This window comes from Streptomyces sp. NPDC058092, from assembly GCF_042884935.1.
Lineage (GTDB): Bacteria > Actinomycetota > Actinomycetes > Streptomycetales > Streptomycetaceae > Streptomyces.
On sequence record NZ_JBHVSY010000003.1, the window covers coordinates 137,269 to 162,940 of the forward strand.

The following is a 25,672-nucleotide window of genomic DNA, read 5'->3' on the forward strand; positions in this document are numbered from 1 at the left end:
GCGGCTGGGGCGCACCCGGGCCACCCATGCTCGGATCCGCCAGCATCGTCGCAGCATGATGCACCCCACCACCGGGCGGCGGAGGCATCGAACCAGGAGGACCCGGAGGACCAGGAGGCGCGGGCGGCTGGGGCGCACCCGGGCCACCCATGCTCGGATCCGCCAGCATCGTCGCAGCATGATGCACCCCACCACCGGGCGGCGGAGGCATCGAACCAGGCGGGGCGGGGGGCGCCGGAGGACCGGGCGGGCCGGGCGGGCCCTGCTGGGAGAGCTGCGTCGGCAGGTACCCGCCCGCCGGAGCGCCGGGCGCACCCGGGCCCGAGGGCGGCGGCACAGGCGCACCCGGCCGCGCACCCGGCGTACCGGGGGCACCCGGCGGCGGCGGAGTCGTCGGACCGCCCCCACGCGCCCCGCGCGGCGGCACGACGGCCTTACTGGTGGCCGCGTCCGCGATGTCACCGGCACCGGGGCCGGGACCGGGAACCGGACCGGAAGCACCCGGCACACCCGGCGCAGGCGCACCGCTTCCCCGCGGCTCCAAGCCGGGGGCGATCGCCGTCGGAGGCAACCGACTGCCCCCCGACATCAGGGCGGTCGGCGCGTCGGCCGGCACGACCGGCGGCGGGGTCCCCTCGTCGTCGGCACCCGAGAGCGGCGGCGCGAACACCGTGGCCGGCAGCGGCACCGCACCGTCGTCGGAACCCGCGTTGGTGTCGGTCCCGGCCCAGGGGGTGGACCCAGCGGGCACGCTCGGCGGGGACGCAGCAACGGAGGACGCCGGAACGCCGTCGTTGGCGGTCGGCTCGTACGCGACCGGCCCACCCCGCGAACCCTGCGCATCGGCAGGAGGAGCGGCAGGAGGCGGAGTGTCCGAGGGAGCCGAAGAAGCCGACGGGGCCGAGGGAGCCGCGCCCCCGTCCCGCCCCGCTCGCTGATCCGGAATGCCCAGCTTGTCAGCCGCTTCCTGGAGCCACTCCGGGGGGCTCAGCAGGAACGACGTCTGATTCAGGTCGATGCGCTGCGGCGGCTCCGGAGCAGCCGGAGCCGCGTCGTGCGCCCCGTACTCCTCCTCGTACCGCCGGATCACCTCACCCACCGGCAGCCCCGGCCACAGCGTGGCCTCACCGCTGTCCCGGGCGATCACCAGCCGCTGCCGGCCCCCGTCCGGGACCGGACCCTCGGCACGGTCCTCGCCCCACACCACGAAGCCCAGCTCGAACTCCCGCACCCGCACCTCACGGTGCTGGTACGCGGGCACATCGCCGTTGATCCAGTCGTCCGCGCGCTCCTGCGCCTGCGCAAAGGTCACCATCGCGCTCACCCCTCCACCGGGACGGCCCGCGCGAAGCCGCCGTCCACCATCAGGTTCGCCACGGTCTCCAGCTCCGGCGGATTACCCGCCAGACGCTGCAGGAAAGAATCGAAATCGCCGCCGCACGGCAGCAGCAGCCGTTCCACCCGCTCCTGCACGCTCCAGCCGTCCCGGTCCCGGGCGTCGTCGTACGCACAGAACCAGACCGAGCCGACCCCATGGCCCTTCACCTTCACCGCGAGAAGGCCCCCCTGGACGAAGCCGACGCCCAGGTAGTCCTTGGTGAGGTGGTCCCGCAAGCACTTGTTCACATACACCAGGTCGTTCACGGCGGCCTCCTCGCGCACCGTGAAGAACGGCTGGTCGACCAGGAGACCGAGTTCCGCGTCGAGCGCCGCCCCGACCGGAGCCGAACCACCCGCCGCCTTCAGGAAGGACCGGTACGCACCGGGCAACCGGTAACCGAGGTCCTCCTCCACGCCCAGGATCTGCTGCTCGCTCACCGCCACAGCGCCCTTGGGCAGCCGGAAATGCGCGGGCCGAGTCTCCTGCAAGGGGCGCGTGCCGCGCTTGTTCTGGTCGACCGCCGTGGCAGCGAGGCCGCCGTGGTGCCTGAGCAACGCCTTGACCTCGACCGGGATCAGCTCCATGCGCCGACCGCCGGGGACGTGATGCCAGGTCCAGCCATGCGGGGTCGCGACCGCGGGAATCGTGTCCCACAGCTCATGGCCACTCGCCGCCAGCGCCGCGTTGGCCGAGACGTAGTCGGTGAGCCGCAGCTCATCGACGCCGAAACCCGGCGGAGGCTCGGCGATCTCGGCGGCGGCGCGCGCGTACGGCGCGAAGTCCGGGCTGCCGTGCTCGTCCATCCGCACGCCTCTGGGATGGCGGGACGCCCGGACCGGGTCCGGGAAATGCACGAGCTGCCCGGCATAGGCCGCGTTCGGTGGCGCGGCTTGCTGCCCGAGCCGACCTGTCGTCATGGCGGTTGCCCCCTGCTGCGTCTGGCTGGTGAGGACCGACCTGCCCAAGGGGGCGGTCCGCGCACAGCCTATGCGGTGGCGCAAGAGCGGGTCTCGCCCGTGCGCCGCCCCCTTTCCCTTCCGTCACGAACCGTCACAACGGCGTGACGGACAAGCAACGCTCCTGCCACCTCCGGCGACACGGAGGCACGTTTCCCCGCCCCAGCTTCCCGACCAGCCGGGACATTTGGCAGGCTGTCACCGCAACTCGGGGGCGTGCACATCGCGCAGCTACCGCTGCCGGCACGGGAGGGAAAGCACCAATGCACACCGCACGAACAGTCACGACCGGGGACCCACGCCTCGGCTGGAGCAACACCGGAACCAGCCCCACACCCCGCCTGCACCACCGCCGCGACGGCATCCTGCCCGCCGTGGCCGCGGCGCTGTCCGTACGCGGCGAGACGCTCACCTGCACCGCGGGCAAGGGCGATCAGCCCCCCGTACTGCACCACCTCGTCCAGGACTTCCTCGACACCCTCACCAGCAGCCAGCGCGAACGCTTCACCGGCCGCTGCCCCGAAGCGATACTGCTGTCCCGGCAACTCACCGCCGCGGAAGCCGGCCGCTCCAAGCGGGCCCAGCGCAAACCACTGACCAACGGCGAAGCCCGCCGCGCCCTGAAGCACTCACGGCTCACCGCACGGCGCATCCGCGAGGACGGCGACCCGATGCACGGCAGTTACGCACCGCCGTGCCGCTCCTGCACGGAGATGCTCGCCCACTTCGGCGTACGTCCCGTCGACCTCACGACCACCGGGGCGGCGACCGCCGCCGAGAAGGGCTGACCGGGCGCCGATGCACGACCGAACCGACCTACCCGAACAGGCAGGCCCCACAGGCCGGGACCCCCACGCCACGACCCGCTTCCCCGTCGCCGTCGACGCCTCCCTGCGCGCCGCAGGCTGGCAGCCCGGCCGCTGGGACATCCGCCGGGCCGAGGAGTGGGCCGACGCGCTGCGCTCACACGCGTCACCCGCCGGTCATCAGCACGCGGTCTTCCCGGCCGCCGTCGAGGCGTGGGCGGAATTCGGCGGGCTCCGCATCACGGCGTCCGCGCCCGGCCGGCACATCGCACCGTCCCCCGTACACATCGACCCGATGAGCGGCCTGCATCTCGCCCGCACGCTCGGCGACCTCGGCCGGGCGCTGGAGACCGAGGTCAGCCCTCTCGGCGAGGAAGGGGACGGGCGGGCCGTCCTCGCGATCGACACCGAGGGACGCGTCTACAGCATCGACCACACCGGGGACTGGTACCTCGGCCCGGACATCGACCAGGCACTCGCCACCCTGATCGGCGGCATCCAGCCGGAACGCCTGATCCCCGGCTGAGCGACCGAGCACCGGGGCCGCCCGGTGGCCGCTTCGTCCCCGTCGGACGGGCCGGGCGGCCGGTCCTGCCCGCCCGGTGCCGTCAGGCCGCCCCCCGGTCCGGCAGGACCGCCGACACCCGAAAGCCCCCCGCATCCGTCGGCCCGGAAACGAAGACGCCGCCGAGCCCCAGCACCCGCTCCCGCATACCGACGAGCCCGTTGCCCCCGCTCGGCAGCCCGGCGTCCGCCGTGGCGGCGTCCGACGGGCCGTTCTCCACCTGCATCGCGACCTCCGAGCCCCGGTGCGCGAGCCGCACCCACGTCTTCGCGCCGGCCGCATGCTTGTGCACGTTCGTCAGGGCCTCCTGCACCACCCGGTACGCGGTCTGCTCGACCGCGGGGGCGTACGGGCGGGCCTCACCGTCCACCGAGAGCTCCACCGTCATACCGGCCGCCCTGGACTCTCCGACCAGGGTCTCCACCTCATGCAGCCGAGGCCCGTCCTCCGCCGCGGCAGCCGCCACGGCCGCAGCCGCCCGGCCGACCGACGCGAGCGGTACCTGCGCGGACCGCGCCGCCACGGGCTCCCCGCTCCGCAGCACCCCGAGCATCTCGCGGAGCTCCGTCAGCGCCTGCCGCCCCATGTCACCGACCAGCGCGGCATTCCGTACCGCCTTCGCCGGATCCTTCGGCGCGACGGCCTGCAGCGCGGCAGCGTGCACGACCATCAGGCTGACCCGGTGAGCGACCACGTCATGCATCTCCCGGGCGATCCGGGTGCGCTCCTCCGTACGCGCCCACTCGGCCCGCTCCTCGGCCCGGTCGGCGAGCAGCGAAAGCTCCCGCTCCAGCGAATCCGCCCGCTCCCGCAGGCTCTCCATCAACCGGCGCCGGGCCCCTATGTACAGGCCGAACAGCACGGGCGGCGCGGTGAGCCCGAGCGACATGAACAGCGAGAGCAGCGGTACGTACCAGTCGTCGCGCCCGAAATCGGTCTGCGCGTCGACGCTCTGCCGCAGCCGTACGTACGTGACGATGAACGTCCCCGTGAAGGACATCCCCATCAGCACCGCGGTGATTCTCCGCGGCACATCGGAAGCGGCCAGCGTGTAGAGGCCGACCAGCCCCATCAGGAAACCCATCTCGGCGGGCGTCGTCGCGATCGACACCAGCACCACGGCGATCGGCCAGCGCCGCCGCACCACGAGCACAGCACCCGCGAGCAGCCCGAACACCACACCGACCGGCACCGGCAGCCCGGTGTTCCCGGCGAATTCCACCCCCTCCAGAGCGCATTCCAGCGCCGACAGGACCGCGAGCCCCACGTCCAGGGCGACGCCGCGCCGCCGTTCCCACCACCAATAGCCGCGGGTGGTCGTACCCGCGGCTTCCCGGTATGCCCCCGTTGTGGTCATGCCGTCCAGACTAAGGGCGGACGCACCTCGTTTTCGGGCGACCTGGACAGCAGGCGCGGATCGGGACACCGTGACCCGTCGCGTCCGGGGCCGGTGGTACGGCATAGTGTTGTCTGCCCGGTCGACGGCCTGACGGTATGTCCAGTCGATCGGCTTTGCTGTCCCCTGTGGTGTAACGGCAGCACAGTGGCTTTTGGTGCCATTTGTCCGGGTTCGAATCCTGGCAGGGGAGCTTCTGCGAGCGGGCCCCGACCAGTGCGGTCGGGGCCCGCGCCCGTGTCGGCCCCCAGGCGCCCCGGTATCCTTCGGATGTCCACCACCCGAAGCCGAAGGGCATTTCCGTGAGCGTCATCCGCCCGGCAGCCGTCGTCGTCCTCGCAGCGGGTGAGGGCACCCGTATGAAGTCGAAGACTCCCAAGGTTCTGCACGAGATCTCCGGGCGCTCGCTCGTCGGACATGTCGTCGCCGCCTCCCGCGAACTCGACCCGGAGCATCTCGTCGTGGTCGTCGGCCACGAGAGCGAGCAGGTCGGCGCGCATCTCACCGCGGTCGACGACCGGCTGCGGACTGCCTACCAGGCCGAGCAGCGGGGCACCGGCAACGCCGTGCGCGTCGGTCTCGACGAGCTCGGCGGGACCGTCGAGGGCACCGTGATCGTCGTCTGCGGCGACACCCCGCTGCTGTCCGGCGAGACGCTCGGCGCGCTCGCCGCCACCCACACGGCCGACGCCAACGCCGTCACCGTGCTGACCGCCGAGGTCCCGGACTCCACCGGCTACGGGCGGATCGTCCGTGACCCGGCCGACGGCGCGGTCGTCGAGATCGTCGAGCACAAGGACGCCACCGAGGCCCAGCGCGCGATCCGGGAGATCAACTCCGGGGTCTTCGCGTTCGACGGCCGGCTGCTCGCCGACGCCCTCGGCAAGGTCCGTACGGACAACAGCCAGGGCGAGGAGTACCTCACCGATGTGCTGTCCATCCTGCGCAGGGCCGGGCACCGGGTCGGCGCCTCGGTCGCGGGCGACCACCGCGAGATCCTCGGCATCAACAACCGGGTCCAGCTGGCCGAGGCCCGGCGTCTGCTGAACCAGCGGCTGCTGGAGCGGGCCATGCTGGCCGGGGTGACCGTCGTCGACCCGGCGTCCACGCTGATCGACGCCACCGTCACCTACGAGCGTGACGCGATCGTGCACCCGGGCACCCAGCTGCTCGGCGCCACGCATCTCGCCGAGGACGCCGAGGTCGGGCCCAACTCCCGCCTCAGGGACACCGTCGTGGGCGCGGGCGCGCGGGTGGACAACACGGTCGCGGACGGGGCCGAGGTCGGTGCGGGCGCGACGGTCGGCCCGTACGCGTACCTGCGGCCGGGTACGAGGCTCGGGCGCAAGGCCAAGGCCGGTACGTATGTGGAGATGAAGAACGCGACGATCGGCGAGGGCACGAAGGTCCCGCACCTGAGTTACGTCGGTGACGCGACGATCGGCGATCACACCAACATCGGTGCGGCGAGCGTCTTCGTGAACTACGACGGCGTGGCCAAGCACCACACCACGATCGGCTCCCACTGCCGTACCGGCTCGGACAATATGTTTGTGGCTCCCGTCACGGTCGGGGACGGCGTCTACACCGCCGCCGGCTCGGTCATCACCAAAGACGTGCCGCCCGGTTCGCTGGCCGTCGCGCGCGGTCAGCAAAGGAATATCGAGGGCTGGGTGGCCCGTAAGCGTCCGGGAAGTGCCGCCGCGCAGGCGGCTCAGGCCGCCGCTCCGGAGCACGACAGCGAAAGCTGACCGGAAACAGGTGCGCCGAGCACGGCGTACCGTGATAGATGCTCACCCCATTTCGGCTGGCTCGTTGCACATCGGGACAGATGCGTGCAGCGCCAGGAACACGTCTGAGGAGACTGTGCTGTGACCGGGATCAAGACGACCGGCGAGAAGAAACTGATGCTCTTCTCCGGCCGCGCCCACCCCGAGCTGGCCGAGGAGGTTGCGCACCAATTGGGTGTCGGCCTCGTGCCGACGAAGGCCTTCGATTTCGCCAACGGTGAGATCTACGTGCGTTTCCAGGAGTCCGCTCGCGGCGCCGATTGCTTCCTGATCCAGAGCCACACCGCTCCGATCAACAAGTGGATCATGGAGCAGCTGATCATGCTGGACGCGCTGAAGCGCGCCTCGGCCCGCTCCATCACGGTGATCGTGCCGTTCTACGGTTACGCGCGCCAGGACAAGAAGCACCGCGGTCGCGAGCCGATCTCGGCCCGCCTGGTCGCCGACCTGATGAAGACGGCGGGTGCCGACCGCATCCTCACCGTCGACCTGCACACCGACCAGATCCAGGGCTTCTTCGACGGCCCGGTCGACCACCTCTTCGCGCTGCCGATACTGGCCGACTACGTCGGTGCCAAGGTCGACCGTTCGAAGCTGACGATCGTCTCCCCGGACGCCGGCCGGGTGCGCGTCGCCGACCGCTGGTGCGACCGCCTGGACGCCCCCCTCGCGATCGTCCACAAGCGTCGTGACAAGGACGTCGCCAACCAGGTGACGGTCCACGAGGTCGTCGGCAATGTGAAGGGCCGGGTCTGTGTCCTGGTCGACGACATGATCGACACGGGTGGCACGATCTGCGCCGCGGCCGACGCCCTGTTCGCGCACGGTGCCGAGGACGTCATCGTGACGGCGACCCACGGCGTGCTGTCGGGTCCGGCCGCGGACCGCCTGAAGAATTCCAAGGTCAGCGAGTTCGTCCTCACGAACACCCTGCCGACGCCGGGTGAGCTGGAGCTGGACAAGATCACGGTGCTCTCGATCGCTCCGATGATCGCGCGCGCGGTGCGCGAGGTCTTCGAGGACGGCTCGGTCACCAGCCTCTTCGAAGAGCAGTAAGCAGCACGGCACAGAAGATCCACTTTGGGGTGCGGCCTCCCCGCCGGGTAGACTCAGCGAGTTGCTCGGCGAGGGAGGCCGTACTCATGTGTACGGCGGTCCGTTATCGACGCGCTCTTCGTAGCAGGCCTGTCGTGGGCCGGGTGACCATCCAGTTTTCGTCACCCCACGAGGAGTGCAGTCATGGCCGAGATCAAGCTCGCCGCCCAGCCCCGTACCGAGTTCGGCAAGGGCGCCGCCCGCCGCGCCCGTCGTGACAACCAGGTCCCCGCGGTCGTCTACGGCCACGGCGCCGAGCCGGTCCACGTCACCCTGCCGGCCCACGAGCTGCTCCTCGCGCTCCGCACCGCCAACGTCCTGATCGGCTTGGAGCTCGACGGCAAGGACGCGCTGGTCATCCCGAAGGCCGTGCAGCGCAACCCGCTCAAGGGCGACATCGAGCACGTCGACCTGCTGACCGTGAAGCGCGGCGAGAAGGTCAACGTCGAGATCGCCGTGCACGTCGAGGGCGAGCTCGCCCCGGGCGGCAACCTCCTCGAGTACGTGCAGAACACCCTGCTCGTCGAGGCCGAGGCCACCCACATCCCCGAGTCCGTCACGGTCTCCATCGCGGGCCTGGACGCCGGCGACTCGATCCTCGCCAAGGACGTCCCGCTGCCCAAGGGCTCCGTGCTGGCCGGTGACGAGGACGCCGTCGTGCTCCAGGTCGTCTCCGCGCAGGCCGAGGAGCCGACCGCCGAGGCCGCCGAAGCGGGCGCCGAGGCCTGAGCCTCGCCCTCCCGGCAGCACTGCTGCACTGCTGCACTGCTGCACTGCTGCACTGCTTCACTGACGGGGCGGCGGTTCCTTGTTCGAGGACCCGCCGTCCCGTTTCCGTCCCGTTTCCCTGTAACCGGGCCGTTTCCCTGTAACCGGGCCGTTTCCCTGTAACCGGGCCATCCGGAACCATCCGTACGCGAGGAGACCGAGCGCAGATGTCCGACGCCACCGAACCCTGGCTCATCGTGGGCCTCGGCAATCCCGGTCCCGAGTACGCGGCGAACCGGCACAATGTCGGTTTCATGGTCGTCGATCTCCTCGCGGAGCGGATCGGCGGGAAGTTCAAGCGGGCGCAGAAGGCCCAGGCGCAGGTCGTCGAGGGCCGGATGGGCCCGCCCGGACCGGAGAACCGCCGGGTGATCCTGGCCAAGCCGATGTCGTACATGAACCTCTCCGGCGGCCCCGTCACCGCGCTGCGCGACTTCTACAAGGTGCCGACCGACCACATCGTGGCGATCCACGACGAACTGGACATCGACTACGGGACGCTCCGGCTGAAGCTGGGCGGCGGCGACAACGGACACAACGGGCTCAAGTCGATGACCAAGTCCATGGGCGCCGATTACCACCGGATCCGGTTCGGGATCGGCCGGCCGCCGGGGCGGATGCAGGTCGCCGACTTCGTGCTGAAGGACTTCTCGTCCGTCGAGCGCAAGGAGCTCGGGTACCTGGTGGACCGGGCCGCAGACTCGGTGGAGTGTCTGCTGGCGGAGGGGCTGGAGCGCGCGCAGAGCGCGTACAACTCCTAGCCCGGCCCGCGCACAGAGCGCTTACAACTCCTGGGCCCGGTCCGCGCGCACAACTCTGACATTCCCGCCGGTACCCAGGCGATTTTCAGCCATGAGTTGACCGGGCGCGTTGCTCTGCCCAAGGATCGCTCCCCATGAAGCGGAGCTCCTCCCACCGCGCCCTGGTCCATGCCCGCAACGCCGCCATGGGCTGTGTCGTCCTGCTGCTGCTCGTCGCGGGTGTGTTCTCCTCGTGGAGTTCGGCGCACCACATCGTTCTGCCGAAGGGCCGTGAGCACGGCACGATGACCGTCACGGGCTGTGGCGCCGATGTCTGTACCGGTCCGTTCGCGCCGTCCGGGCAGGCTGCCGCACGCGCCCGGGTGACGATCGAGAAGTCTGTGGCGGCGCGACGGGGCGACCGCTTCCCGGTGGTCGTGAAGCCGGGTACGGACGATGTCGTACGCACGGGGATTCCGGGTTTCCTGCATGCGTGGGTGCCGCTGGGTGGCGCGTTGGTGCTGGCGGCTCTGGTGATCGGCGGCGGTCTGCGGCTGTCCCGGGTCGCCTGGGGTACGGGGATCGCGGGTGCGGTCCTGCTGGTGGCGACGTTCATCGCCCTGTGAGCGGGACCGCACCCGCGTCCCGGCGGCTCAGCCGGTGTTGCGCAGACCCGCGGCGACACCGTTGACGGTGAGCAGCAGGGCCCGGGCGAGCAGCGGGTCGGCCGCCTCGCCGCGCTGGGCCGCCTCGCGCTGGCGGGCGAGCAGGGTGACCTGGAGGTAGGAGATCGGGTCCAGGTAGGCGTCGCGGATGGCGAAGGTCTGCTGGAGCACCGGACTGGTGCCGAGCAGTTCGGATTCGCCGGTGACCTTGAGGACTTCCTCGACGGTGCGCGCGTGCTCGGCCTCGATGTCGGCGAACACGTGCTTCAGCTCGTCGGGGACGAGCGTGTCGACGTAGTGGCGGGCGATCCGCAGATCGGTCTTGGCGAGCGTCATCTCCACGTTCGAGATGAAGTTCCGGAAGAAGTGCCACTGTTCGTGCATCTCGGCGAGGACGGTGTCCAGACCGGCCTCGCGCAGTGCCTTGAGGCCGGAGCCGACGCCGTACCAGCCGGGCACGATCTGCCGTGACTGGGTCCAGCCGAAGACCCACGGGATGGCCCGCAGCCCGTCCAGGCCCGCGCCGGAGTCCGGACGCCGCGACGGACGCGAACCGAGGTGCAGTTCGGCGAGCTGGTCGACGGGGGTGGAGGCGAAGAAGTACGCGGGCAGGTCGGGGTCCTCGACCAGCCTGCGGTACGCGGCGTGCGCGGCGTCGGAGACGGTGTCCATCGCGGCGTCCCAGCGGGCCAGGGCCTCGTCGGACTGGCGGGGGGCGGTGTGCAGCGCGGAGGCCTGGAGGGTGGCCGCGACGGTCAGCTCCAGGTTCTCCCGGGCGAGCGCCGGGATGAGGTACTTGTCGGAGATGACCTCGCCCTGCTCGGTCACCTTGATCTCGCCCTCCAGGGTGCCCCACGGCTGGGCGAGGATCGCGTCGTGCGAGGGGCCGCCGCCGCGGCCGACGGTGCCGCCGCGGCCGTGGAAGAGCCGCAGCCGGACGCCGTAGCGGTGCGCGACGTCGCGCAGCCGGCGCTGTGCCCGGTGGATCTCCCACTGCGAGGTGGTGATGCCGCCGAACTTGGAGGAGTCGGAGTAGCCGAGCATGACCTCCTGCACGTCGCCGCGCAGGGAGACGAGACGGCGGTACGACGGGTCGGCGAGCATCTCGTCGAGGATGACGTCGGCGGCGCGCAGCTCGTCGGTGGTCTCCAGGAGCGGCACGATGCCGATCTTGGCCCAGCCGCCGTGCAGATCGAGCAGTCCGGCCTCGCGGGCCAGGACGGCGGCCGCGAAGACGTCGTCGGCGCCCTGGCACATCGAGATGATGTAGGACTCGATGACCTCGGGGCCGAATCGCTCGAAGGCTTCCTTGATGGTGTGGAAGACGCCGAGGGTCTTCTCGCCCGCGGCGTCCAGCGGGGCCGGGGTCGGGGCGAGCGGGCGGCGCGAGCGCAGTTCCTTGGCGAGCAGCTTCTGCCGGTAGTCGCGCGGCATGTCGGCGTAGCGCCAGGACTCCTCGCCGAGCCGGTCGAAGAGCTGGCCGAGGGCGTGGTGGTGGGCGTCGGCGTGTTCGCGTACGTCCATGGTGGCGAGCTGCAGGCCGAACGCGGCGAGTGTGCGGATGGTGCGGTCCATCCGGCCGTCGGCGAACAGGCCGCCGCGGTGCTCGCGCAGGGAGGTCTGGATGAGCTCCAGGTCGGCGATGAGCTCGGCGGTGCCGAGGTAGTCGCAGCCGGGGCGGTGCGGGGTGCCGCCGGCGAGACGATCGCGGGTGTTGACGAGCTTCTGCCGAATGCAGGTGGCCTTGAGGCGGTACGGTTCCTCGGCGTTCAGCCGCTTGTAGCGGGGGCTGATCTCGGGGAGGCGTTCCAGGTCGGCCTGGAGCGAGGTCAGCAGTTCGTCGGTGGCGCCGGTGTAGCGGATGGAGTTGGAGAGCTGGGCGCGCAGGTGGTCGACGAGTTCCAGGGCGTCGGTGATGCCGTGCTCGTGCTGGAGGATCAGTACTTCGCGGGTGACGGCGGGCGTCACGTTGGGGTTGCCGTCGCGGTCGCCGCCGATCCACGTGCCGAAGGTGAGGGGGCGGGTGCCGGCGGGCAGTTCGACGCCGACGCGCTCCAGTTCGGCCGCGAGGTCTTCGAGTACGTCCCCGACGGCATTGGCGTGCAGTTCGTCGAGGTAGTAGATGGCGTTGCGGGCCTCGTCGGCGGGCTCGGGACGGACGACGCGGAGTTCATCGGTCTGCCAGATGAGGTCGATGTTCTCGGCGAGGCGCAGGTCCTGGCGGCGCCGGTCGGCGTCGATGACCGGTGTTTCCAGCAGTTCGGCGATGCGGCGGAGCTTGTTGAGTACGGAGCGCCGGGCGGCCTCGGTGGGGTGCGCGGTGAAGACGGGCCGTACGTTGAGGTTCTTGACGGTCTCGCGCAGGTGGACCGGGTCCGCGTCCTTCAGCCGGTCGGCGGTGCGGGCGAGGAGCCCGCCCTCGGCGGCGCGGCGGTCGCGCATCTCGTGGGCGCGGTGGACCTGTTCGGTGACGTTGGCGAGGTGGAAGTAGGTGGAGAAGGCGCGCACGAGTTGCGCGGCGGTCTCCAGGTCCGTGTCGCCGAGGAGTTCGGCGGCGGCCTCACCGTCGGTGCGGGTCAGGGCGCGGACGCGCTCGACGAGGTCGAGGAGTTCCTGGCCTTCCTGACGTACGAGGGTCTCGCCCAGCAGGTCGCCGAGGCGGCGGATGTCGGCGCGCAGCTCGGGGCTGGCGGCGGGGGTCTGGTCGGCACTGCTCACAGTGTGCGGCTCCTTGCAGTGAATGAGGAGGTGCGTCGCGTAGCGAATCCCAACAAGGGTGGCGGTGGGAGACGGGCGGGCGGGATCTCCGGGGCCGCGGCCGGCAGCGGTGCTGACGCCACCCCGGGAAAGCAGAGTGCGGACCGCGCTGTCCGACCCCACCAGGATAGGTGTCCACACTGTGGGCGCCGCTCCGCCCCGATCGGGTTTCCCTTCGCGGAAGGCCCGTCGCGCTCTCGTGCGGTGGGCCGTCGCGCTGCCATACTTACGTAAGCGTAGGTTACGGATGCGTAGCCGGAGCAGTCCGTCGTACTCCTCATCCCCAGGGGATCCCCCATGAACACCAGCCCCGCTGAGGTCGACGAGGCCCAGCCGTCGGCGGCCGATGACCAGGCCCTTCTTTCCGCCACGCTCGGCGGCGACAGTAAACGGTCGGTCGAGCAGTTCGCTCTTCTCCTGTTCATCGTGGTGCCGTTCGTGGCGCTGGTCGCGGCGGTGCCGCTGGCCTGGGGCCGGGGCGTGAGCTGGCTCGATGTGGGTCTGCTCGTGGCGATGTACTTCATCGGCTGCCACGGGATCACGATCGGTTTCCACCGCTATTTCACCCACGGTTCCTTCAAGGCGAAGCGCCCGCTCCGTATCGCTCTGGCCGTCGCGGGTTCACTGGCCGTGGAGGGCCCGCTGGTGCGTTGGGTGGCGGATCACCGCAAGCACCACCGCTTCTCGGACGCGGAGGGCGATCCGCACTCGCCGTGGCGGTTCGGCGAGAGCCTCCCGGCCCTGTTGAAGGGGCTGTGGTGGGCGCATATCGGCTGGATGTTCGATGAGGAGCGGACGTCGCAGCAGAAGTACGCCCCCGATCTGATCAAGGATCCGGCGCTCCGGGGGATCTCGCGCCACTTCCTCACCTTCACGACCGTGTCACTGCTGCTTCCGCCGCTGGTCGGCGGTCTGGTGACGATGTCGTGGTGGGGGGCGGCGACGGCCTTCTTCTGGGGTTCTCTCGTCCGGGTGGCGCTGCTGCACCATGTCACGTGGTCGATCAATTCCATCTGTCATGCGGTCGGCAAGCGTCCGTTCAGGTCCCGTGACCGGTCGGGGAACGTGTGGTGGCTGGCGGTGCTGTCGTGCGGCGAGTCCTGGCACAACCTGCACCACGCGGATCCGACGAGTGCGCGGCACGGTGTGATGAAGGGGCAGATCGATTCGAGTGCCCGGCTGATCCGCTGGTTCGAGAAACTGGGCTGGGCGTCCGACGTGCGCTGGCCCGACTCCGCCCGGATCGAGTCCCGCCGTATCGACTCCCGGCGCGACCGTACGCATACCGAAGCGGCATGATTGACGACGTGGCGACCGACTCCAGCACCAGCAGCGAGAACAACCGTCCTTCTTCCGCCCGGCGCACCCGCCGGGTGCGGATGACCGGTAAGGAACGTCGCGAGCAGTTGCTGGACATCGGCCGTACGCTCTTCGCCGACAAGGGCTTCGAGGGCACGTCGGTCGAGGAGATCGCATCCCGGGCCGGTGTTTCCAAGCCGGTCGTCTACGAGCACTTCGGCGGCAAGGAGGGCCTGTACGCCGTCGTGGTGGACCGCGAGATGCGCCAGCTCCTCGACATGGTCACCGGCGCCCTGACCGCGGGCCACCCCCGCGAACTCCTGGAACAGGCCGCGTTCGCCCTGCTCGACTACATCGAGACGTACACGGACGGCTTCCGCATCCTGGTCCGCGACTCCCCCGTCGCCCAGTCGACCGGCACGTTCGCCTCCCTCATCAGTGACATCGCCACCCAGGTGGAGGACATCCTCGGTCTGGAGTTCAAGGCCCGCGGCTTCGACCCGAAGCTGGCCCCGCTGTATGCCCAGGCCCTGGTCGGCATGGTCGCCCTGACCGGCCAGTGGTGGGTCAACGCCCGCAAGCCGAAGAAGGCGGAGGTCGCGGCCCACCTGGTGAACCTGGCCTGGCACGGCCTGGAGAACCTGGAGTCGAAACCGCGGCTGGTAGGGCACCGCAAGAGCTGAGGGGCCGGCGCCCGAGCCGCCGGCGGTCAGGGGTGCATCCGGGCGCCCTCGAGCACCTGGCCGACCGCGTTGCGCAGCCCGTACACGGCAGGACCCACCAGGTCCGGTTGGCCCTTCGCCACAGCCCGTCACCGCCGCGCGGTTGTCCCGGTCATTGCCGGTGGCGAAGAGGCCGGACGTGACGACGGTTTGTTCCACGGAGCGCCGCGGGCGGGACGCAGTAACAGGTGCGTGGGATCAGTCGGCGTCGAGGCCGTCGATCAGGCGGTTGAGGAACCGGGTGAAAGTGGCTTCGGGGGTGAGGGTGCGTCCGGGGGCGGAAAGGGCTTCGGCGAGTTCCGGGTGGCAGCCGTCGGCAGCGACAGCGGCGAGGTAGCGGGCCTCGGCTGCGGCCCGGTTCGGGGATTGTGAGGCTGCGGCCTGCGCGATCTCGTGGGCGGCGTGTCCGGCCACGAATGCGGTGAGCTGGGCGAAGGCCTCCAGCTTCGCCGCACCGTCCAGTCCGGTGGGCCGCAGGACGGCGAGCGCGCGTTCCACGAAGGCCAGCGTGTTGGGGCCCGGAACGCGACGGGTGGACAAGGCGGCGGGCAGCCAGGGGTGGCGCAGCATGTGTGCGCGCTGCAGGTGGGCGATGGTCTTCAGATCGGCACGCCAGTCGCCGCTGGGCGGGTCCGTGGCCGTCAGTTCGCCGCTGACGTGGTCGACCATCAGCTCCAGCAGTGTCTCCTTGTCAGGGGCGTAGCTGTAGAGCGACATGGCACCGGCTCCGACCTGGGCGGCCACCCGCCGCATGGTGACCGCTTCGAGCCCTTCGGCGTCCGCCAGGGTGACGGCTGCCACGATGATCTCCTCCCGGCTGAAGGAGGGCCTGCGGCCCCTGCGGGGCTCGGTGGGACGCAGCCAGAGCTGTTCGGGGTCGACGCCTGCGGCGCCGGACCCCCCGTCACGGGACACGGTCTCGCGCTCCTTCTCCTGGTTGTTGAGGCGGCTCTTGCGAAGGTCATCCAAGCATCCTCTATTCTCGTACACCGTACGTAATAGAAATAGAGGAGGGGACCGATGCCACCACGCACGCCCGACGCCGTGGCCGGACCGGCCTGGGTGCCACCTGCCGGAAAACCGCCGCTGTCCTCACGGATGATGAGAGCGACCTGGCGGGGCCTGCCGGCGAAACGGCATGAGGCCGGATGGGAACCGGGGCTGGTGGTGCCGGCCGCCGACAGCAGCCCGTTGATCACTGATCACTACTTCCCGCGTGCGGAGGGCGACTTCCCGACCCTCCTGGTCCGCTCCCCTTATGGCCGCGGCGTGCCATGGTCTCCCCTGTACGGCCTGCTCTTCGCCGAACAGGGCTTTCACGTGGTCCTGCAGAGCTGTCGCGGCACCGGCGGTTCGGGCGGTGCGTTCGACCTGTGGCGTAACGAGGCCGCGGACGGGCAGGCCACGGTGTCGTGGCTGCGCGAGCAGCCCTGGTTCAACGGAACACTGGGGACCGTCGGCCCCAGTTACCTGGGCTACGTGCAATGGGCCCTTGCCCTGGACCCGCCGCCGGAACTGAAGGCAATGGTGGTGCAGGTGGGCCTGCACGATCCCTACGCCCTGTTCCACGCGGACGGTGCGCTACGCCTGGAGAACGCCCTCGCCGTCGGTATGGGCATGGCCTACCAGCACCGGGGCATGGGACCGTTCCTGAAGGCGACGCTGCGCCTTCAGCGCCGCCTGCGTGACGTCACCACCGCGCAGCCCTTGCGCGGGGCGTACGTGTCCGCCCTCGGGGGCGAGGTGCCCTGGTTGGACGACGTCATGACGCACCCGGACCCCAAGGACGCGTACTGGCACGGCGCGTCGCTGGCGGAACCGGCGGAGCGGCTCAGCGTGCCCACGAGTCTGATCACGGGATGGCATGACGCGCTGGCGGACCAGACCTTCGAGCAGCATGACCGGCTGCGTCGGGCCGGATGCGAGACCGCTCTGCTCGTCGGCCCCTGGACCCACACCTCCGCCCTGCAACAGGGATGGCCCGAGGTGTTCGCCGAGAGCCTCGCGTGGCTGCGCGCCCACCTGTGCGCCGACCCCTCCGGCCTGCGCCCGACCGCGGTGCGCATGCACATCGGCGGCGAAAACGCCTGGCGGGACCTCGACGAGTGGCCGCCGGCCGCGGCTGCCACCTCGTGGTACCCCATCTCCGGCGGGCATCTCACCCAGCAGGCCCCCACGGACTCCGCACCCCTGACCTCATTCCGCTACGACCCGGCCGACCCCACCCCGTCCCTCGGCGGCCCGCTGCTCTCCCGCACCGCCGGCCCCCGCGACAACGGCACCCTGGAAGCCCGAGACGACGTCCTGACATTCACCAGCCCCCCACTGACCGAGCCCCTGGACATTCTGGGCCCGGTCTCGGCTCTGCTGAGCATCTCCACGGACACCGGCCACGCCGACGTCTTCACCCGCCTGTGCGACGTGGACCCACAAGGCCGCTCCGTCAACATCTGTGACGGACTGGGCCGGCTTCGGGCGACTGAACATGTGCCGTCGCAGGTCACCGTGCCGATGAGCTCCACCGCCCATCGCTTCGCCGTCGGTCACCGCATCCGCTGGCAGATCAGCGGAGGCGCCCATCCCCGCTACGCCCGGAATCCCGGCACCGGGGAGCCGCCGGTGGACGCCACCACCTTCACACCGGTGCGCATCGCACTCCACACGGACTCGGCATTGATGCTTCCCCGCAGCTCCGGGCTCACGTGATTCTCCGGCCCTGCGGGAAACGGCCGAGTGGGCCGGGCCGCCAGGCCCGGCCCACTCGGCCGCGCCGTCCCGCAAGGGCCGCAGGCCTCCGCAGGCGGGGAGAGAAGCGCGGAACCTGTAGCAGCCCACGTAGTTGAGGCCGCGAAGCTGCTGCACGCCCACCCGACGCACCTGGTACGGGCGTTCAGCGGCGCCTTCGGCATCGCCCCGCACCAGTACCTGATGGCCCACCGGGTCGACCGCGCCCGACGGCTGCTGCTCGATGGGCAGCCGCCCGGAGAGGTAGCGGCCGCGGCCGGCTTCTACGACCAGTCGCACCTGAACCGGCATTTCAAACGGCTCGTAGGCCCCCCCCGGGCGGTTTGCCCGCGAGGGCTCCGCGGCTGCGGTACCAGTGCCGTGACCGGCCAGGTCCGACCCGGTCCCCGCCGAGGAGGACGGGCACGGGCTGCTGACCGTCGACGCGCCGGCCGCCCGATGGGGGCAGCGGCTCGCGTGCGGAAATCTCCTCGCCCGGCCGGAGGTCGACACGGGCCCTGCGTCACTCGTTGTGATGACGCGCTCGATTCCGACCGCTACCGTGAGGGAGCAGGCCCAGAATCCCGTCCATGGGAGGAATCATGACCGCCGAGCCGATCACCGGGCACAGCAGCCGCTGGCCGGTGCCGCCCCAGGACGGATACACGGTGGACGATCTGTTCACCTTGCCCGATCTCCCGCCGCACACGGAGCTGCTCGACGGGAGCCTGGTTTTTGTGAGTCCACAGCGGGATTTCCACAGCACGATGATTGATCTGCTCATGGCCGGGCTGCGCAGCTGCGCGCCGCCCGCGACGAAGATCCGCCGCGAGATGACGGTGGTCCTCGACCGCCGCAACGGCCCCGAGCCCGATATCTCCGTTGTCCGTGCCGAAGCCGTCACCGGCCCTGACCTGACCCGTTTCCAAGCCGCCGACGTCCTCCTCGCCGTCGAGGTCGTCTCCCCCGACTCCGAGGCCCGTGACCGCGACGCCAAGCCGCAGAAGTACGCCGGGGCCGGTATCCCGAATTTCTGGCTGGTCGAGATGGCCGGCACCGACCAGCACCCGGTGGTGCGGGTCTACGAACTGGACCCGGTGTCCAAGACGTACGCCCTGACGGGAATCCATCACGACCGCCTCAAGACGGGCGTCCCGTTCCCGATCGACATCGACATCACGCGGGACGCGCTCAATCAGCTCTGACGCCGGACACGGACGGGCTCTGCCCGGTCGGCCGCACCGGGCGAACATCCCACTGGCGCCGCTGCCGATACCGTACGAAGACCGAATCACCCGCACCGGAGGTCACCGTGAGCGCCCAGTCCGACAGACCGTACGGACCGCTGATCCCCATGCCTGAGCTCACGCCCGACGCCTTGCGGGCTGCGGTTGCACGGATCGCCCCGAGCCGCATTCCCGCGCTCACTCAGCATCTTTTCGAGGCCACGACGAACGCGCAGCAGACGCAGAGCCTCGCTCCACTGAGCGCGTTCATCCACTCCTGGGCCGTGTTCGTGGCAATCGAGAGGCATCCCGAGCACGCCGCCCGGCTGCATGCGCTGGAGCGGGTCGTGGACGCGGGCGAGGAAGATCCGACCGAAGCGATCACCGAGATACGGCGTATCCATGAGACAGCGGAAGCAGAGGCCGGACTGCGGTGACCGGCTGGACGTGGGACTACAACCCCAGCGCGGAGTACATCACTGGTGAACTACCGCCCGGCGTCGTGGCGGAAGTCGAGCGACTCGCCACTGAGCTCGCCGCGCTCGGGCACGATGCGGTGAAGATCGGCAGGCCGCTCGACAGGGAGGGAGGTCTCCGAGAGTTCGACATCATGGGCGGACGCGGATTCATCAGCTTTCTCGCCGTGCCGCGCCATGAGTGCGTCTATGTCTGCAACGTCACTTGGTACGGATGAGCCCTGCTGCTCGTCAGGCAACCCGCTCCAGGAACTCCAGCCGGTTCCCCACCGGGTCGTGGCTGAAGAAGCGCCGGTGCCCCGGCAGGTCGCCGTCCCAGGTCACCTCCGCGCCGCGTTCCGCCAGCCGGGCCGCGTACGCCTCGATGTCCGTGACGCGCAGGCCGGGGTGGGCCTTCCTCGCCGGATGGAAGTCGGGGTCGATGCCCACGTGGAGCTGGACCGGGCCCGCCTCGAACCAGCAGCCGCCGCGGGAGGCGAGTGCCGGGGGCTTGGGCAGTTCCGTCATGCCGAGGGTGTCGATGTAGTAGGTGCGCAGGGCGTGCTCCGAACCTTCCGGGGCGGCCAGTTGGACGTGGTCGAGGGCGGCGATCATCACTTCTCCTTACGGGCCGCGGCGAAGATGCGGCGGAACGGGAAGACCGTGCCGTGCGGGCCCCGGGGGTAGGCGGTGCGCAGCAGGTCGCGGTATTCGGCGAGGAACGCGTCGCGGGCCCCGGGGTCGTCGGCCAGGGCCGTCAGGACGGGGCGCAGGCCGGTGCCCTTGACCCAGTCGAGCACCGGGTCCTCGCCGGGCAGCAGATGCAGGTACGTGGTCTCCCAGACGTCCGCCGTGATGCCGGGGGCCGTCAGCGCGTCGAGGTAGGCGGCGGGGTTGAGCACCGCGTCGGCGTGGCGCAGTTCGCCGGCCAGGCGGTCGCGCCAGCGCGGGGACCCGGCGAGTTCGCGCATCAGGACGTGGCTGGGCTGGTGGAAGTTGCCGGGGACCTGGAAGGCGAACGTCCCGCCGGGGGTGATGGCGTCCAGCCAGACCGGGAAGCGGGCGGTGTGGTCCGGGACCCACTGGAGCAGGGCGTTGGAGACGATCAGGTCGTACGGCTCCGCGGGGGTCCAGGTCGCTGCGTCGGCCTCGGCGAAGTCCAGGAGGGGGCCGGCGTGGGTACGTGCCTGTTCCAGCATCTGCGGGGAGTTGTCGTAGCCGGTGATGTGCGCCTTCGGCCAGCGGTCGGCCAGCAGCGTCGTCACGTTGCCCGCGCCGCAGCCGAGGTCGGCGATCCGGGGAGCGGGGGCGGCCGGAGGCTCCGCGATGCGGGACAGGAGGTCGTGGAAGGGGCGGGTGCGATGGTCCGCGTGGCGCAGGTACTGCTGCGGATCCCAGGTGGGTGCGGTCATGGGATCAGGATCACGCCAGAACTATCTTGATGTCAAGACACTTGAATTCAAGAGACTTCATGTCGACAGACCCTCTACACTGATCCACATGGAGGACGAGGTCGACCGACTGGTCGCTGCATGGCGCCGCGAGCGCCCCGACCTCGACGTGGAACCACTCGAGGTGCTCAGCCGCGTCTCCCGCCTGGCCCGACATCTGGACCGGGCCCGCCGGATCGCCTTCTCCGAGCACAGCCTGGAGCCTTGGGAGTTCGACGTACTGACGTCCCTGCGCCGCGCCGGCGCCCCCTACCAGCTCTCCCCCGGCCAGTTGCTCACCCAGACCCTGGTCACCTCGGGCACGATGACCAACCGCATCGACCGGCTGACCAAGAAGAACCTCGTCGAGCGGCTCCCCGACCCCAGCGACCGCCGCGGCGTGCTGGTCCGGCTCACCGCCGAGGGGCGCGACAAGGCCGACCAGTCGCTGGCCGGCCTGCTCGCCCAGGAGCGCGCCATCCTGGGCGAGCTCTCCACGCAGCAGCGGGATGAACTGGCCGGGCTGCTACGCCGGTTGACTGCCCCGTTCGACAACATCCCCTAGGGTCTGCCCGGCCGGTTCCAGATCCACCGGTCCGACACCCGCCCGTCGGGCCAGTGCGACCGCGGCCAGCGTCGAGTGCACGCCCAGCTTTCCCAGCACGTTCTGCATGTGCGTACGCACCGTGTGCGGGGAGAGGTAGAGCCGCTCCGCCACCGCCTTGCGCCCCAGGCCCGCGACCATGCAGCGCAGCACCTCGCGCTCGCGCGGGGTCAGCGACTCGACGAGCTGTTCGCTCTCGGTGCGGTGTTTGCGTGCCGCCGTCAGCTCCCGCAGCACGCCCGTGAGCAGGGCGGGGGGCAGATGCGTCTCGTCGCGCAGCACCCCCCGGATGACCGTGAGCAGCCGTTGCAGCGAGCAGTCCTTGGCCACCCAGCCCGAGGCCCCGGCCTGCAGCGCCAGCGCGGCCCGGAGCGGGTCGTCCTTCTCGGCGAGCACCACCGTGCGCACGGAGGGCCGGCCCGAACGGACCCCGGCGACCAGCGAGATGCCGTCCACCGGGGCGGCCTCCCCGCTGCGGGGCGCCGGGACGGCTGCCCGGTGGCCCCGCGCCCCGGCCAGGTTCCGCGCCCCGGCCAGGACGCCCAGTTCGGCATCGATCAGCATCACGTCGTAGCCGCGCCCCTCGGCGGCGGCCCGTTCCAGACACCGCAGCGCGGCGGGGCCGCTGCCCGCCGCCGCCACTTCGACGTCCGGCTCGGCCGCGAGCGCCGCCGCGAGCGACTCTGCGAAGATGCGGTGGTCGTCCACCACGAGAACCCGGATACGAACCACAGGCACCCCCATGCCGCCTCTGTTGCTGGGCCACCCCCGGCCCGACGAAGGGACGGAACGGCGGCGGGTACGGCCGCCCGGATCGGGGAGATGGACCGCAGTCCCACGACCGCCGCCGTGTGTCGACTGCCACCCGCCCCGGGCGCCGTACCCGACTGTTTCGTACCCCTGAATCAGCACCGGCCCCCACCGGTGCTGTGCATCAGCGTACGGCCGTGCGGCCGATGGGGAAGGCGATTCGCAGAAGTGGCAGGCTCCGCTCCGTTGGGTGTGATACGTGATCCGTCGTGAGGCGGAAGTGAACGGCCTCAGCCGAGGCGTCGGGCACCCGCCGAAGGAACCGCCGGGAAGATGCGCGGCGCCGCGTACCCCGCCGAAGCGAACGCCGCCAGCACGGACTTGGCGACCGTATCCGCCTGCGCCTCCTCCACCAGGACGATCGCCGAGCCGCCGAAGCCGCCGCCGGTCATCCGCGCGCCGAGCGCCCCGGCCTCGCCCGCCGCGGACACCACGAGGTCCAACTCCGGGCAGGAGACGCGCAGATCGTCGCGGAGCGAGGCGTGCCCCGCGTCGAGGACCGGGCCCGCTCCCCGCACATCGCCCGCGTCGAGCAGCGCGATGACCTGCTTCACCCGCTCGTTGTCGCTGACCACATGGCGTACGTAGCGCACCACGGACTCGTCGACGCCGGCGTCGGCCAGGGTGTCCAGGGCCGCGCCGAGTCCGTCGTACGGCAGCTCGCGCAGCGTACGTATGCCGAGTGCCGCCGCCCCCGCCTCGCAGCCGGCCCGCCGCTCGGCGTACGCGCCGTCACCGAGCGCGTGCTCGACCTGGGTGTCGACGACCAGCAGCCGCAGTCCGTGGGCGGCCAGGTCGAAGGGGACCTGACGCCGGGTGAGGTCGCGGGTGTCGAGGTACAGGGCGTGTCCCTCGGTGCAGCAGGCGGAGGCCATCTGGTCCATGACCCCGCACGGCACGCCGACGAACGCGTTCTCGGCGCGTTGGCCGATGACTGCCAGCTCCGAGGCGGAGAGCTCCAGTTCGAAGAGGTCGTTCAGCGCCAGCGCGGTGACGACTTCGATGGCCGCGGAGGAGGACAGGCCCGCGCCGGTGGGGACGGTGGAGGTCAGCTGGATGTCCGCCCCGGTGACCGGGTGACCGGCCTCGCGCAGCGCCCAGAGCACTCCGGCCGGGTACGCCGCCCAGCCGTGCCCCTGGTGGGGGGCCAGTTCGTCGAGCCGGAGCCGGACGACGCCGCCCGGCACGTCGGCCGAGTGGAGCCGCAGTTCGCCGTCGGTGCGGCGGGCCACGGCGGCGCGCGCGGTGTGCGGCAGCGCGAGCGGCATCACGAAGCCGTCGTTGAAGTCGGTGTATTCGCCGATCAGGTTGACCCGGCCGGGCGCCGCCCAGACTCCTTCGGGGGCGGTGCCGTACAGCTCGGTGAAGGCGGTGCGCAGCTCAGCGTTGTCGGTCATGGAGTGGTGGGCTCCTCTCGGCGGGCGAACGTCCAGGCGTCGGAGACGATTCCGGTCAGGTCGGCGCGTGACGGCGTCCAGCCGAGCCGCTCCCTGGCGGTGGCGGCGGAGGCGACGAGCACGGCGGGGTCACCGGCGCGGCGCGGGGCCGTGGTCTCGGGGACCGGGTGGCCGGTGACGGCGCGGACGGTCTCGATCACCTCGCGTACCGAGAAGCCGTTGCCGTTGCCGAGGTTGCAGATCAGGTGCTCGCCCGCGGTGGCCGCGTCCAGGGCGAGGAGGTGGGCCTCGGCGAGGTCGGCGACGTGGATGTAGTCGCGGACGCAGGTGCCGTCGGGGGTCGGGTAGTCGTCGCCGTACACGGAGATCGACTCGCGCTGCCCGAGGGCGACCTGGAGGACCAGCGGGACGAGGTGTGATTCGGGGCTGTGCCGTTCCCCGTAACTGCCGTACGCCCCGGCCACGTTGAAGTAGCGCAGCGAGACCGCGGCCAGTCCGTGGGCGGCGGCCTCGCCGGTGATCATGTGGTCGACGGCGAGCTTGGTGGCGCCGTAGGGGTTGGTGGGCGCGGTCGCGTCGGACTCGGTGATGGGGGTGGTGACGGGTTCGCCGTAGGTCGCGGCGGTGGAGGAGAAGACCAGGGTCCGTACGCCGGCGTCCCGCATCGCGGCGAGCAGTGCGACGGAACCGCCGACGTTGTTCACCCAGTACTTCTCAGGGTCCGCGACGGACTCGCCGACCTGGGAGTACGCGGCGAAGTGCAGCACCCCGTCGTAGGAGGCGTCCAGCCACTTCGCCGCGTCCTGGACGCGGCCCTCGATGAACTCGGCCCCGGCCGGGACGCCCTCCCGGAACCCGGTCGAGAGGTCATCCAGGACGGTGACGGTGTGACCGGCCTCCAGCAGGTGCTGGGCGACCACGCTGCCGACATATCCCGCGCCACCTGTGACCAGGCACTTCTTCTGGGGCTTGCTCACTCGCTCGCTACCTCTCGCAGTCGCTGGGCCGCGGCCTCCGGCGGCACATCGTTGATGAACACGTTCATGCCGGATTCGGAACCCGCGAGGAACTTCAGCTTGCCGGATGTGCGTCGTATGGTGAAAAGCTCCAGATGGAGCCCGAACTCCTCCCGCCCCGGAACCCCGAACGGGGCCTGGTGCCAGGCCGAGATGTACGGGGTCGGCGGCTCGCCGGGGCCGAAGATCCGGTCGAATCGCCTCAAGAGTTCCAGATAGACCTGTGGGAACTCCGTGCGCGCGGCCTCGTCGAGTTCCCTCAGATCGGGGACGCGGCGGCGGGGATGGAGATGGACCTCGTACGGCCAGTGCGCCGCGTACGGCACGAAGGCGACCCAGTGCTCGGCGGCGATGACGATCCGCGAGCCGTCCTTCTCCTCGCGGGCCACGACGTCGTCGAAGAGGTTGCGGCCGGTCTCGGCGCGGTGGGCCCGGATCGAGCGGAGCATCAGCTCGGTGCGCGGGGTGACGAAGGGGTATCCGTAGATCTGCCCGTGCGGATGGCCGAGCGTGACGCCGATCTCGGCGCCCCGGTTCTCGAAGCAGAACACCTGCTCGACCTGCGGAAGCCCGGCGAGTTCGGCGGTGCGGTCGGTCCATGCCGCGAGGACCAGGGCGGCCTGGTCCTCGGTGAGGTCGGCGAACGACGCGTCGTGGTCGGAGGTGAAGCAGACGACCTCGCAGCGGCCGGAGTCGCCGGCGAGCGAGGGGAAACGGTTCTCGAAGACGGCGACGTCGTAGTCCGCCTCGGGAATCTCGCTCAGCCGGCCGTCCCGCGAGGGGCAGAGCGGGCACTCGTCGGCCGGCGGGTGGTAGATGCGGCCCTGGCGGTGCGAGGCGATGGCGACGCTGTCGCCGAGGAGAGGGTCACGGCGGATCTCGGACGAGGTCGAGACGGCGTCGAGGGGCCGCAGGTCGGCGGCGTCGCGCACGACATCGTCGCGGCTGTCGTAGTAGAGCAGCTCCCGGCCGTCGGCAAGCGTCGTAACCGTCTTCTTCACCAGGTTCCTCCAAACATAACCAAACACAATGAACCACAAGTCAACAGGAGCGTCAATGGCGAACACGGC

At 70.8% G+C, this 25,672-nt stretch carries 24 protein-coding genes, 1 tRNA gene and 3 pseudogenes; 16 read left to right on the plus strand and 12 right to left on the minus strand.

Going from position 1 to position 25,672, the window contains the following annotated elements:
- Both ACFVV1_RS06720 and ACFVV1_RS06725 read right to left on the minus strand, forming a co-directional pair.
- Nucleotides 1-1,315: pseudogene (locus tag ACFVV1_RS06720) on the minus strand (hypothetical protein); the annotation flags it as partial.
- Nucleotides 1,316-1,320: 5 nt separating this feature from the next.
- Nucleotides 1,321-2,298 carry an SMI1/KNR4 family protein gene (locus ACFVV1_RS06725; protein ID WP_389985500.1) on the minus strand — a complete coding sequence of 326 codons (978 nt, stop codon included), beginning with the start codon at nt 2,296-2,298 and terminating at the stop codon, nt 1,321-1,323.
- Between the two features lie 302 nt (nt 2,299-2,600).
- On the opposite strand from ACFVV1_RS06725, the gene ACFVV1_RS06730 reads away from it, so the two are divergent.
- Both ACFVV1_RS06730 and ACFVV1_RS06735 read left to right on the plus strand, forming a co-directional pair.
- On the plus strand, nt 2,601-3,125 hold the full coding sequence (locus tag ACFVV1_RS06730; protein WP_389985503.1) for a YwqJ-related putative deaminase: 525 nt from the start codon (nt 2,601-2,603) through the stop codon (nt 3,123-3,125).
- A 10-nt stretch (nt 3,126-3,135) separates the two neighbouring features.
- Nucleotides 3,136-3,669, plus strand: coding sequence for an SUKH-3 domain-containing protein (locus ACFVV1_RS06735; RefSeq protein WP_389985506.1), 534 nt, complete (start codon nt 3,136-3,138; stop codon nt 3,667-3,669).
- An 82-nt stretch (nt 3,670-3,751) separates the two neighbouring features.
- Here ACFVV1_RS06735 and ACFVV1_RS06740 read toward each other — a convergent pair whose 3' ends face one another.
- Entirely contained in the window at nt 3,752-5,065 is a 1,314-nt protein-coding gene (locus ACFVV1_RS06740; RefSeq protein WP_389985509.1) for a sensor histidine kinase, read from the minus strand.
- 161 nt (nt 5,066-5,226) lie between these two features.
- Here ACFVV1_RS06740 and ACFVV1_RS06745 point away from each other — a divergent pair.
- The 6 genes from ACFVV1_RS06745 (at nt 5,227) to ACFVV1_RS06770 (ending at nt 10,123) form a co-directional block, all read left to right on the plus strand.
- Nucleotides 5,227-5,297: transfer RNA gene (locus ACFVV1_RS06745), tRNA-Gln, on the plus strand.
- Between the two features lie 109 nt (nt 5,298-5,406).
- On the plus strand, nt 5,407-6,855 hold the full coding sequence (glmU, locus tag ACFVV1_RS06750; RefSeq protein WP_389985512.1) for a bifunctional UDP-N-acetylglucosamine diphosphorylase/glucosamine-1-phosphate N-acetyltransferase GlmU: 1,449 nt from the start codon (nt 5,407-5,409) through the stop codon (nt 6,853-6,855).
- Nucleotides 6,856-6,975: 120 nt separating this feature from the next.
- Complete coding sequence (locus ACFVV1_RS06755) at nt 6,976-7,950, plus strand: ribose-phosphate diphosphokinase (protein ID WP_389985515.1); 975 nt, start codon at nt 6,976-6,978, stop codon at nt 7,948-7,950.
- A gap of 183 nt (nt 7,951-8,133) precedes the next feature.
- A complete protein-coding gene (locus ACFVV1_RS06760; protein WP_389985518.1) occupies nt 8,134-8,718 on the plus strand; it encodes a 50S ribosomal protein L25/general stress protein Ctc in 585 nt (194 codons plus the stop codon).
- A gap of 206 nt (nt 8,719-8,924) precedes the next feature.
- The gene (pth, locus tag ACFVV1_RS06765; protein ID WP_266746650.1) at nt 8,925-9,518 is read left to right on the plus strand and encodes an aminoacyl-tRNA hydrolase; all 594 of its coding nucleotides are present in this window, start codon (nt 8,925-8,927) and stop codon (nt 9,516-9,518) included.
- A gap of 134 nt (nt 9,519-9,652) precedes the next feature.
- The gene (locus tag ACFVV1_RS06770; protein WP_389985521.1) at nt 9,653-10,123 is read left to right on the plus strand and encodes a hypothetical protein; all 471 of its coding nucleotides are present in this window, start codon (nt 9,653-9,655) and stop codon (nt 10,121-10,123) included.
- 27 nt (nt 10,124-10,150) lie between these two features.
- On the opposite strand, the gene ppc is transcribed toward ACFVV1_RS06770, so the two are convergent.
- Nucleotides 10,151-12,880 (minus strand): phosphoenolpyruvate carboxylase, encoded by a 2,730-nt coding sequence (gene ppc, locus ACFVV1_RS06775; RefSeq protein ID WP_389985523.1) that lies wholly within the window; start codon nt 12,878-12,880, stop codon nt 10,151-10,153.
- Between the two features lie 336 nt (nt 12,881-13,216).
- Between ppc and ACFVV1_RS06780 the strand changes: the two genes are divergently transcribed.
- Nucleotides 13,217-14,218, plus strand: coding sequence for an acyl-CoA desaturase (locus ACFVV1_RS06780; protein WP_389985526.1), 1,002 nt, complete (start codon nt 13,217-13,219; stop codon nt 14,216-14,218).
- Entirely contained in the window at nt 14,215-14,901 is a 687-nt protein-coding gene (locus tag ACFVV1_RS06785; RefSeq protein ID WP_389985529.1) for a TetR family transcriptional regulator, read from the plus strand. Before ACFVV1_RS06780 ends, ACFVV1_RS06785 begins: the two co-directional genes overlap by 4 nt.
- 26 nt (nt 14,902-14,927) lie before the next feature.
- On the opposite strand, the pseudogene ACFVV1_RS06790 reads toward ACFVV1_RS06785, so the two are convergent.
- Together ACFVV1_RS06790 and ACFVV1_RS06795 are read right to left on the minus strand one after the other, a co-directional pair.
- A pseudogene (locus ACFVV1_RS06790) lies at nt 14,928-15,087 on the minus strand (DUF2000 family protein); the annotation flags it as partial.
- Nucleotides 15,088-15,138: 51 nt separating this feature from the next.
- Nucleotides 15,139-15,855, minus strand: coding sequence for a TetR/AcrR family transcriptional regulator (locus tag ACFVV1_RS06795; RefSeq protein ID WP_389986354.1), 717 nt, complete (start codon nt 15,853-15,855; stop codon nt 15,139-15,141).
- Nucleotides 15,856-15,960: 105 nt separating this feature from the next.
- On the opposite strand from ACFVV1_RS06795, the gene ACFVV1_RS06800 reads away from it, so the two are divergent.
- The 5 genes and pseudogenes from ACFVV1_RS06800 (at nt 15,961) to ACFVV1_RS06820 (ending at nt 19,584) form a co-directional block, all read left to right on the plus strand.
- Nucleotides 15,961-17,646 carry a CocE/NonD family hydrolase gene (locus ACFVV1_RS06800; protein ID WP_389985532.1) on the plus strand — a complete coding sequence of 562 codons (1,686 nt, stop codon included), beginning with the start codon at nt 15,961-15,963 and terminating at the stop codon, nt 17,644-17,646.
- Nucleotides 17,647-17,781: 135 nt separating this feature from the next.
- A pseudogene (locus ACFVV1_RS06805) lies at nt 17,782-18,049 on the plus strand (helix-turn-helix domain-containing protein); the annotation flags it as partial.
- A gap of 217 nt (nt 18,050-18,266) precedes the next feature.
- Nucleotides 18,267-18,869 carry a Uma2 family endonuclease gene (locus tag ACFVV1_RS06810; RefSeq protein WP_389986357.1) on the plus strand — a complete coding sequence of 201 codons (603 nt, stop codon included), beginning with the start codon at nt 18,267-18,269 and terminating at the stop codon, nt 18,867-18,869.
- 149 nt (nt 18,870-19,018) lie between these two features.
- Nucleotides 19,019-19,327 carry a DUF6247 family protein gene (locus ACFVV1_RS06815; RefSeq protein WP_389985535.1) on the plus strand — a complete coding sequence of 103 codons (309 nt, stop codon included), beginning with the start codon at nt 19,019-19,021 and terminating at the stop codon, nt 19,325-19,327.
- Entirely contained in the window at nt 19,324-19,584 is a 261-nt protein-coding gene (locus tag ACFVV1_RS06820; protein ID WP_389985538.1) for a hypothetical protein, read from the plus strand. Before ACFVV1_RS06815 ends, ACFVV1_RS06820 begins: the two co-directional genes overlap by 4 nt.
- A gap of 13 nt (nt 19,585-19,597) precedes the next feature.
- Here the strand turns inward: ACFVV1_RS06820 and ACFVV1_RS06825 are convergent, their stop codons facing one another.
- Both ACFVV1_RS06825 and ACFVV1_RS06830 read right to left on the minus strand, forming a co-directional pair.
- Nucleotides 19,598-19,960, minus strand: coding sequence for a VOC family protein (locus ACFVV1_RS06825; RefSeq protein WP_389985541.1), 363 nt, complete (start codon nt 19,958-19,960; stop codon nt 19,598-19,600).
- Entirely contained in the window at nt 19,960-20,757 is a 798-nt protein-coding gene (locus tag ACFVV1_RS06830) for a trans-aconitate 2-methyltransferase (protein WP_389985544.1), read from the minus strand. The genes ACFVV1_RS06825 and ACFVV1_RS06830 overlap by 1 nt, the downstream gene beginning before the upstream one ends.
- 88 nt (nt 20,758-20,845) lie before the next feature.
- On the opposite strand from ACFVV1_RS06830, the gene ACFVV1_RS06835 reads away from it, so the two are divergent.
- On the plus strand, nt 20,846-21,340 hold the full coding sequence (locus tag ACFVV1_RS06835; protein WP_389985547.1) for a MarR family winged helix-turn-helix transcriptional regulator: 495 nt from the start codon (nt 20,846-20,848) through the stop codon (nt 21,338-21,340).
- Here ACFVV1_RS06835 and ACFVV1_RS06840 read toward each other — a convergent pair.
- From ACFVV1_RS06840 to galT, 4 genes are all read right to left on the minus strand, one after another.
- Nucleotides 21,302-22,123, minus strand: coding sequence for a LuxR C-terminal-related transcriptional regulator (locus tag ACFVV1_RS06840; RefSeq protein WP_389985550.1), 822 nt, complete (start codon nt 22,121-22,123; stop codon nt 21,302-21,304). The two genes, ACFVV1_RS06835 and ACFVV1_RS06840, sit on opposite strands and share 39 nt — an antisense overlap.
- 296 nt (nt 22,124-22,419) lie before the next feature.
- Nucleotides 22,420-23,586, minus strand: coding sequence for a galactokinase (gene galK / locus ACFVV1_RS06845; RefSeq protein WP_389985553.1), 1,167 nt, complete (start codon nt 23,584-23,586; stop codon nt 22,420-22,422).
- Nucleotides 23,583-24,563, minus strand: coding sequence for a UDP-glucose 4-epimerase GalE (gene galE / locus ACFVV1_RS06850; RefSeq protein ID WP_389985556.1), 981 nt, complete (start codon nt 24,561-24,563; stop codon nt 23,583-23,585). Before galE ends, galK begins: the two co-directional genes overlap by 4 nt.
- Nucleotides 24,560-25,603: a galactose-1-phosphate uridylyltransferase gene (gene galT / locus ACFVV1_RS06855; RefSeq protein ID WP_389985559.1), complete on the minus strand. Its 1,044-nt coding sequence runs from the start codon at nt 25,601-25,603 to the stop codon at nt 24,560-24,562. Before galT ends, galE begins: the two co-directional genes overlap by 4 nt.
- Nucleotides 25,604-25,672: the final 69 nt, after the last annotated feature.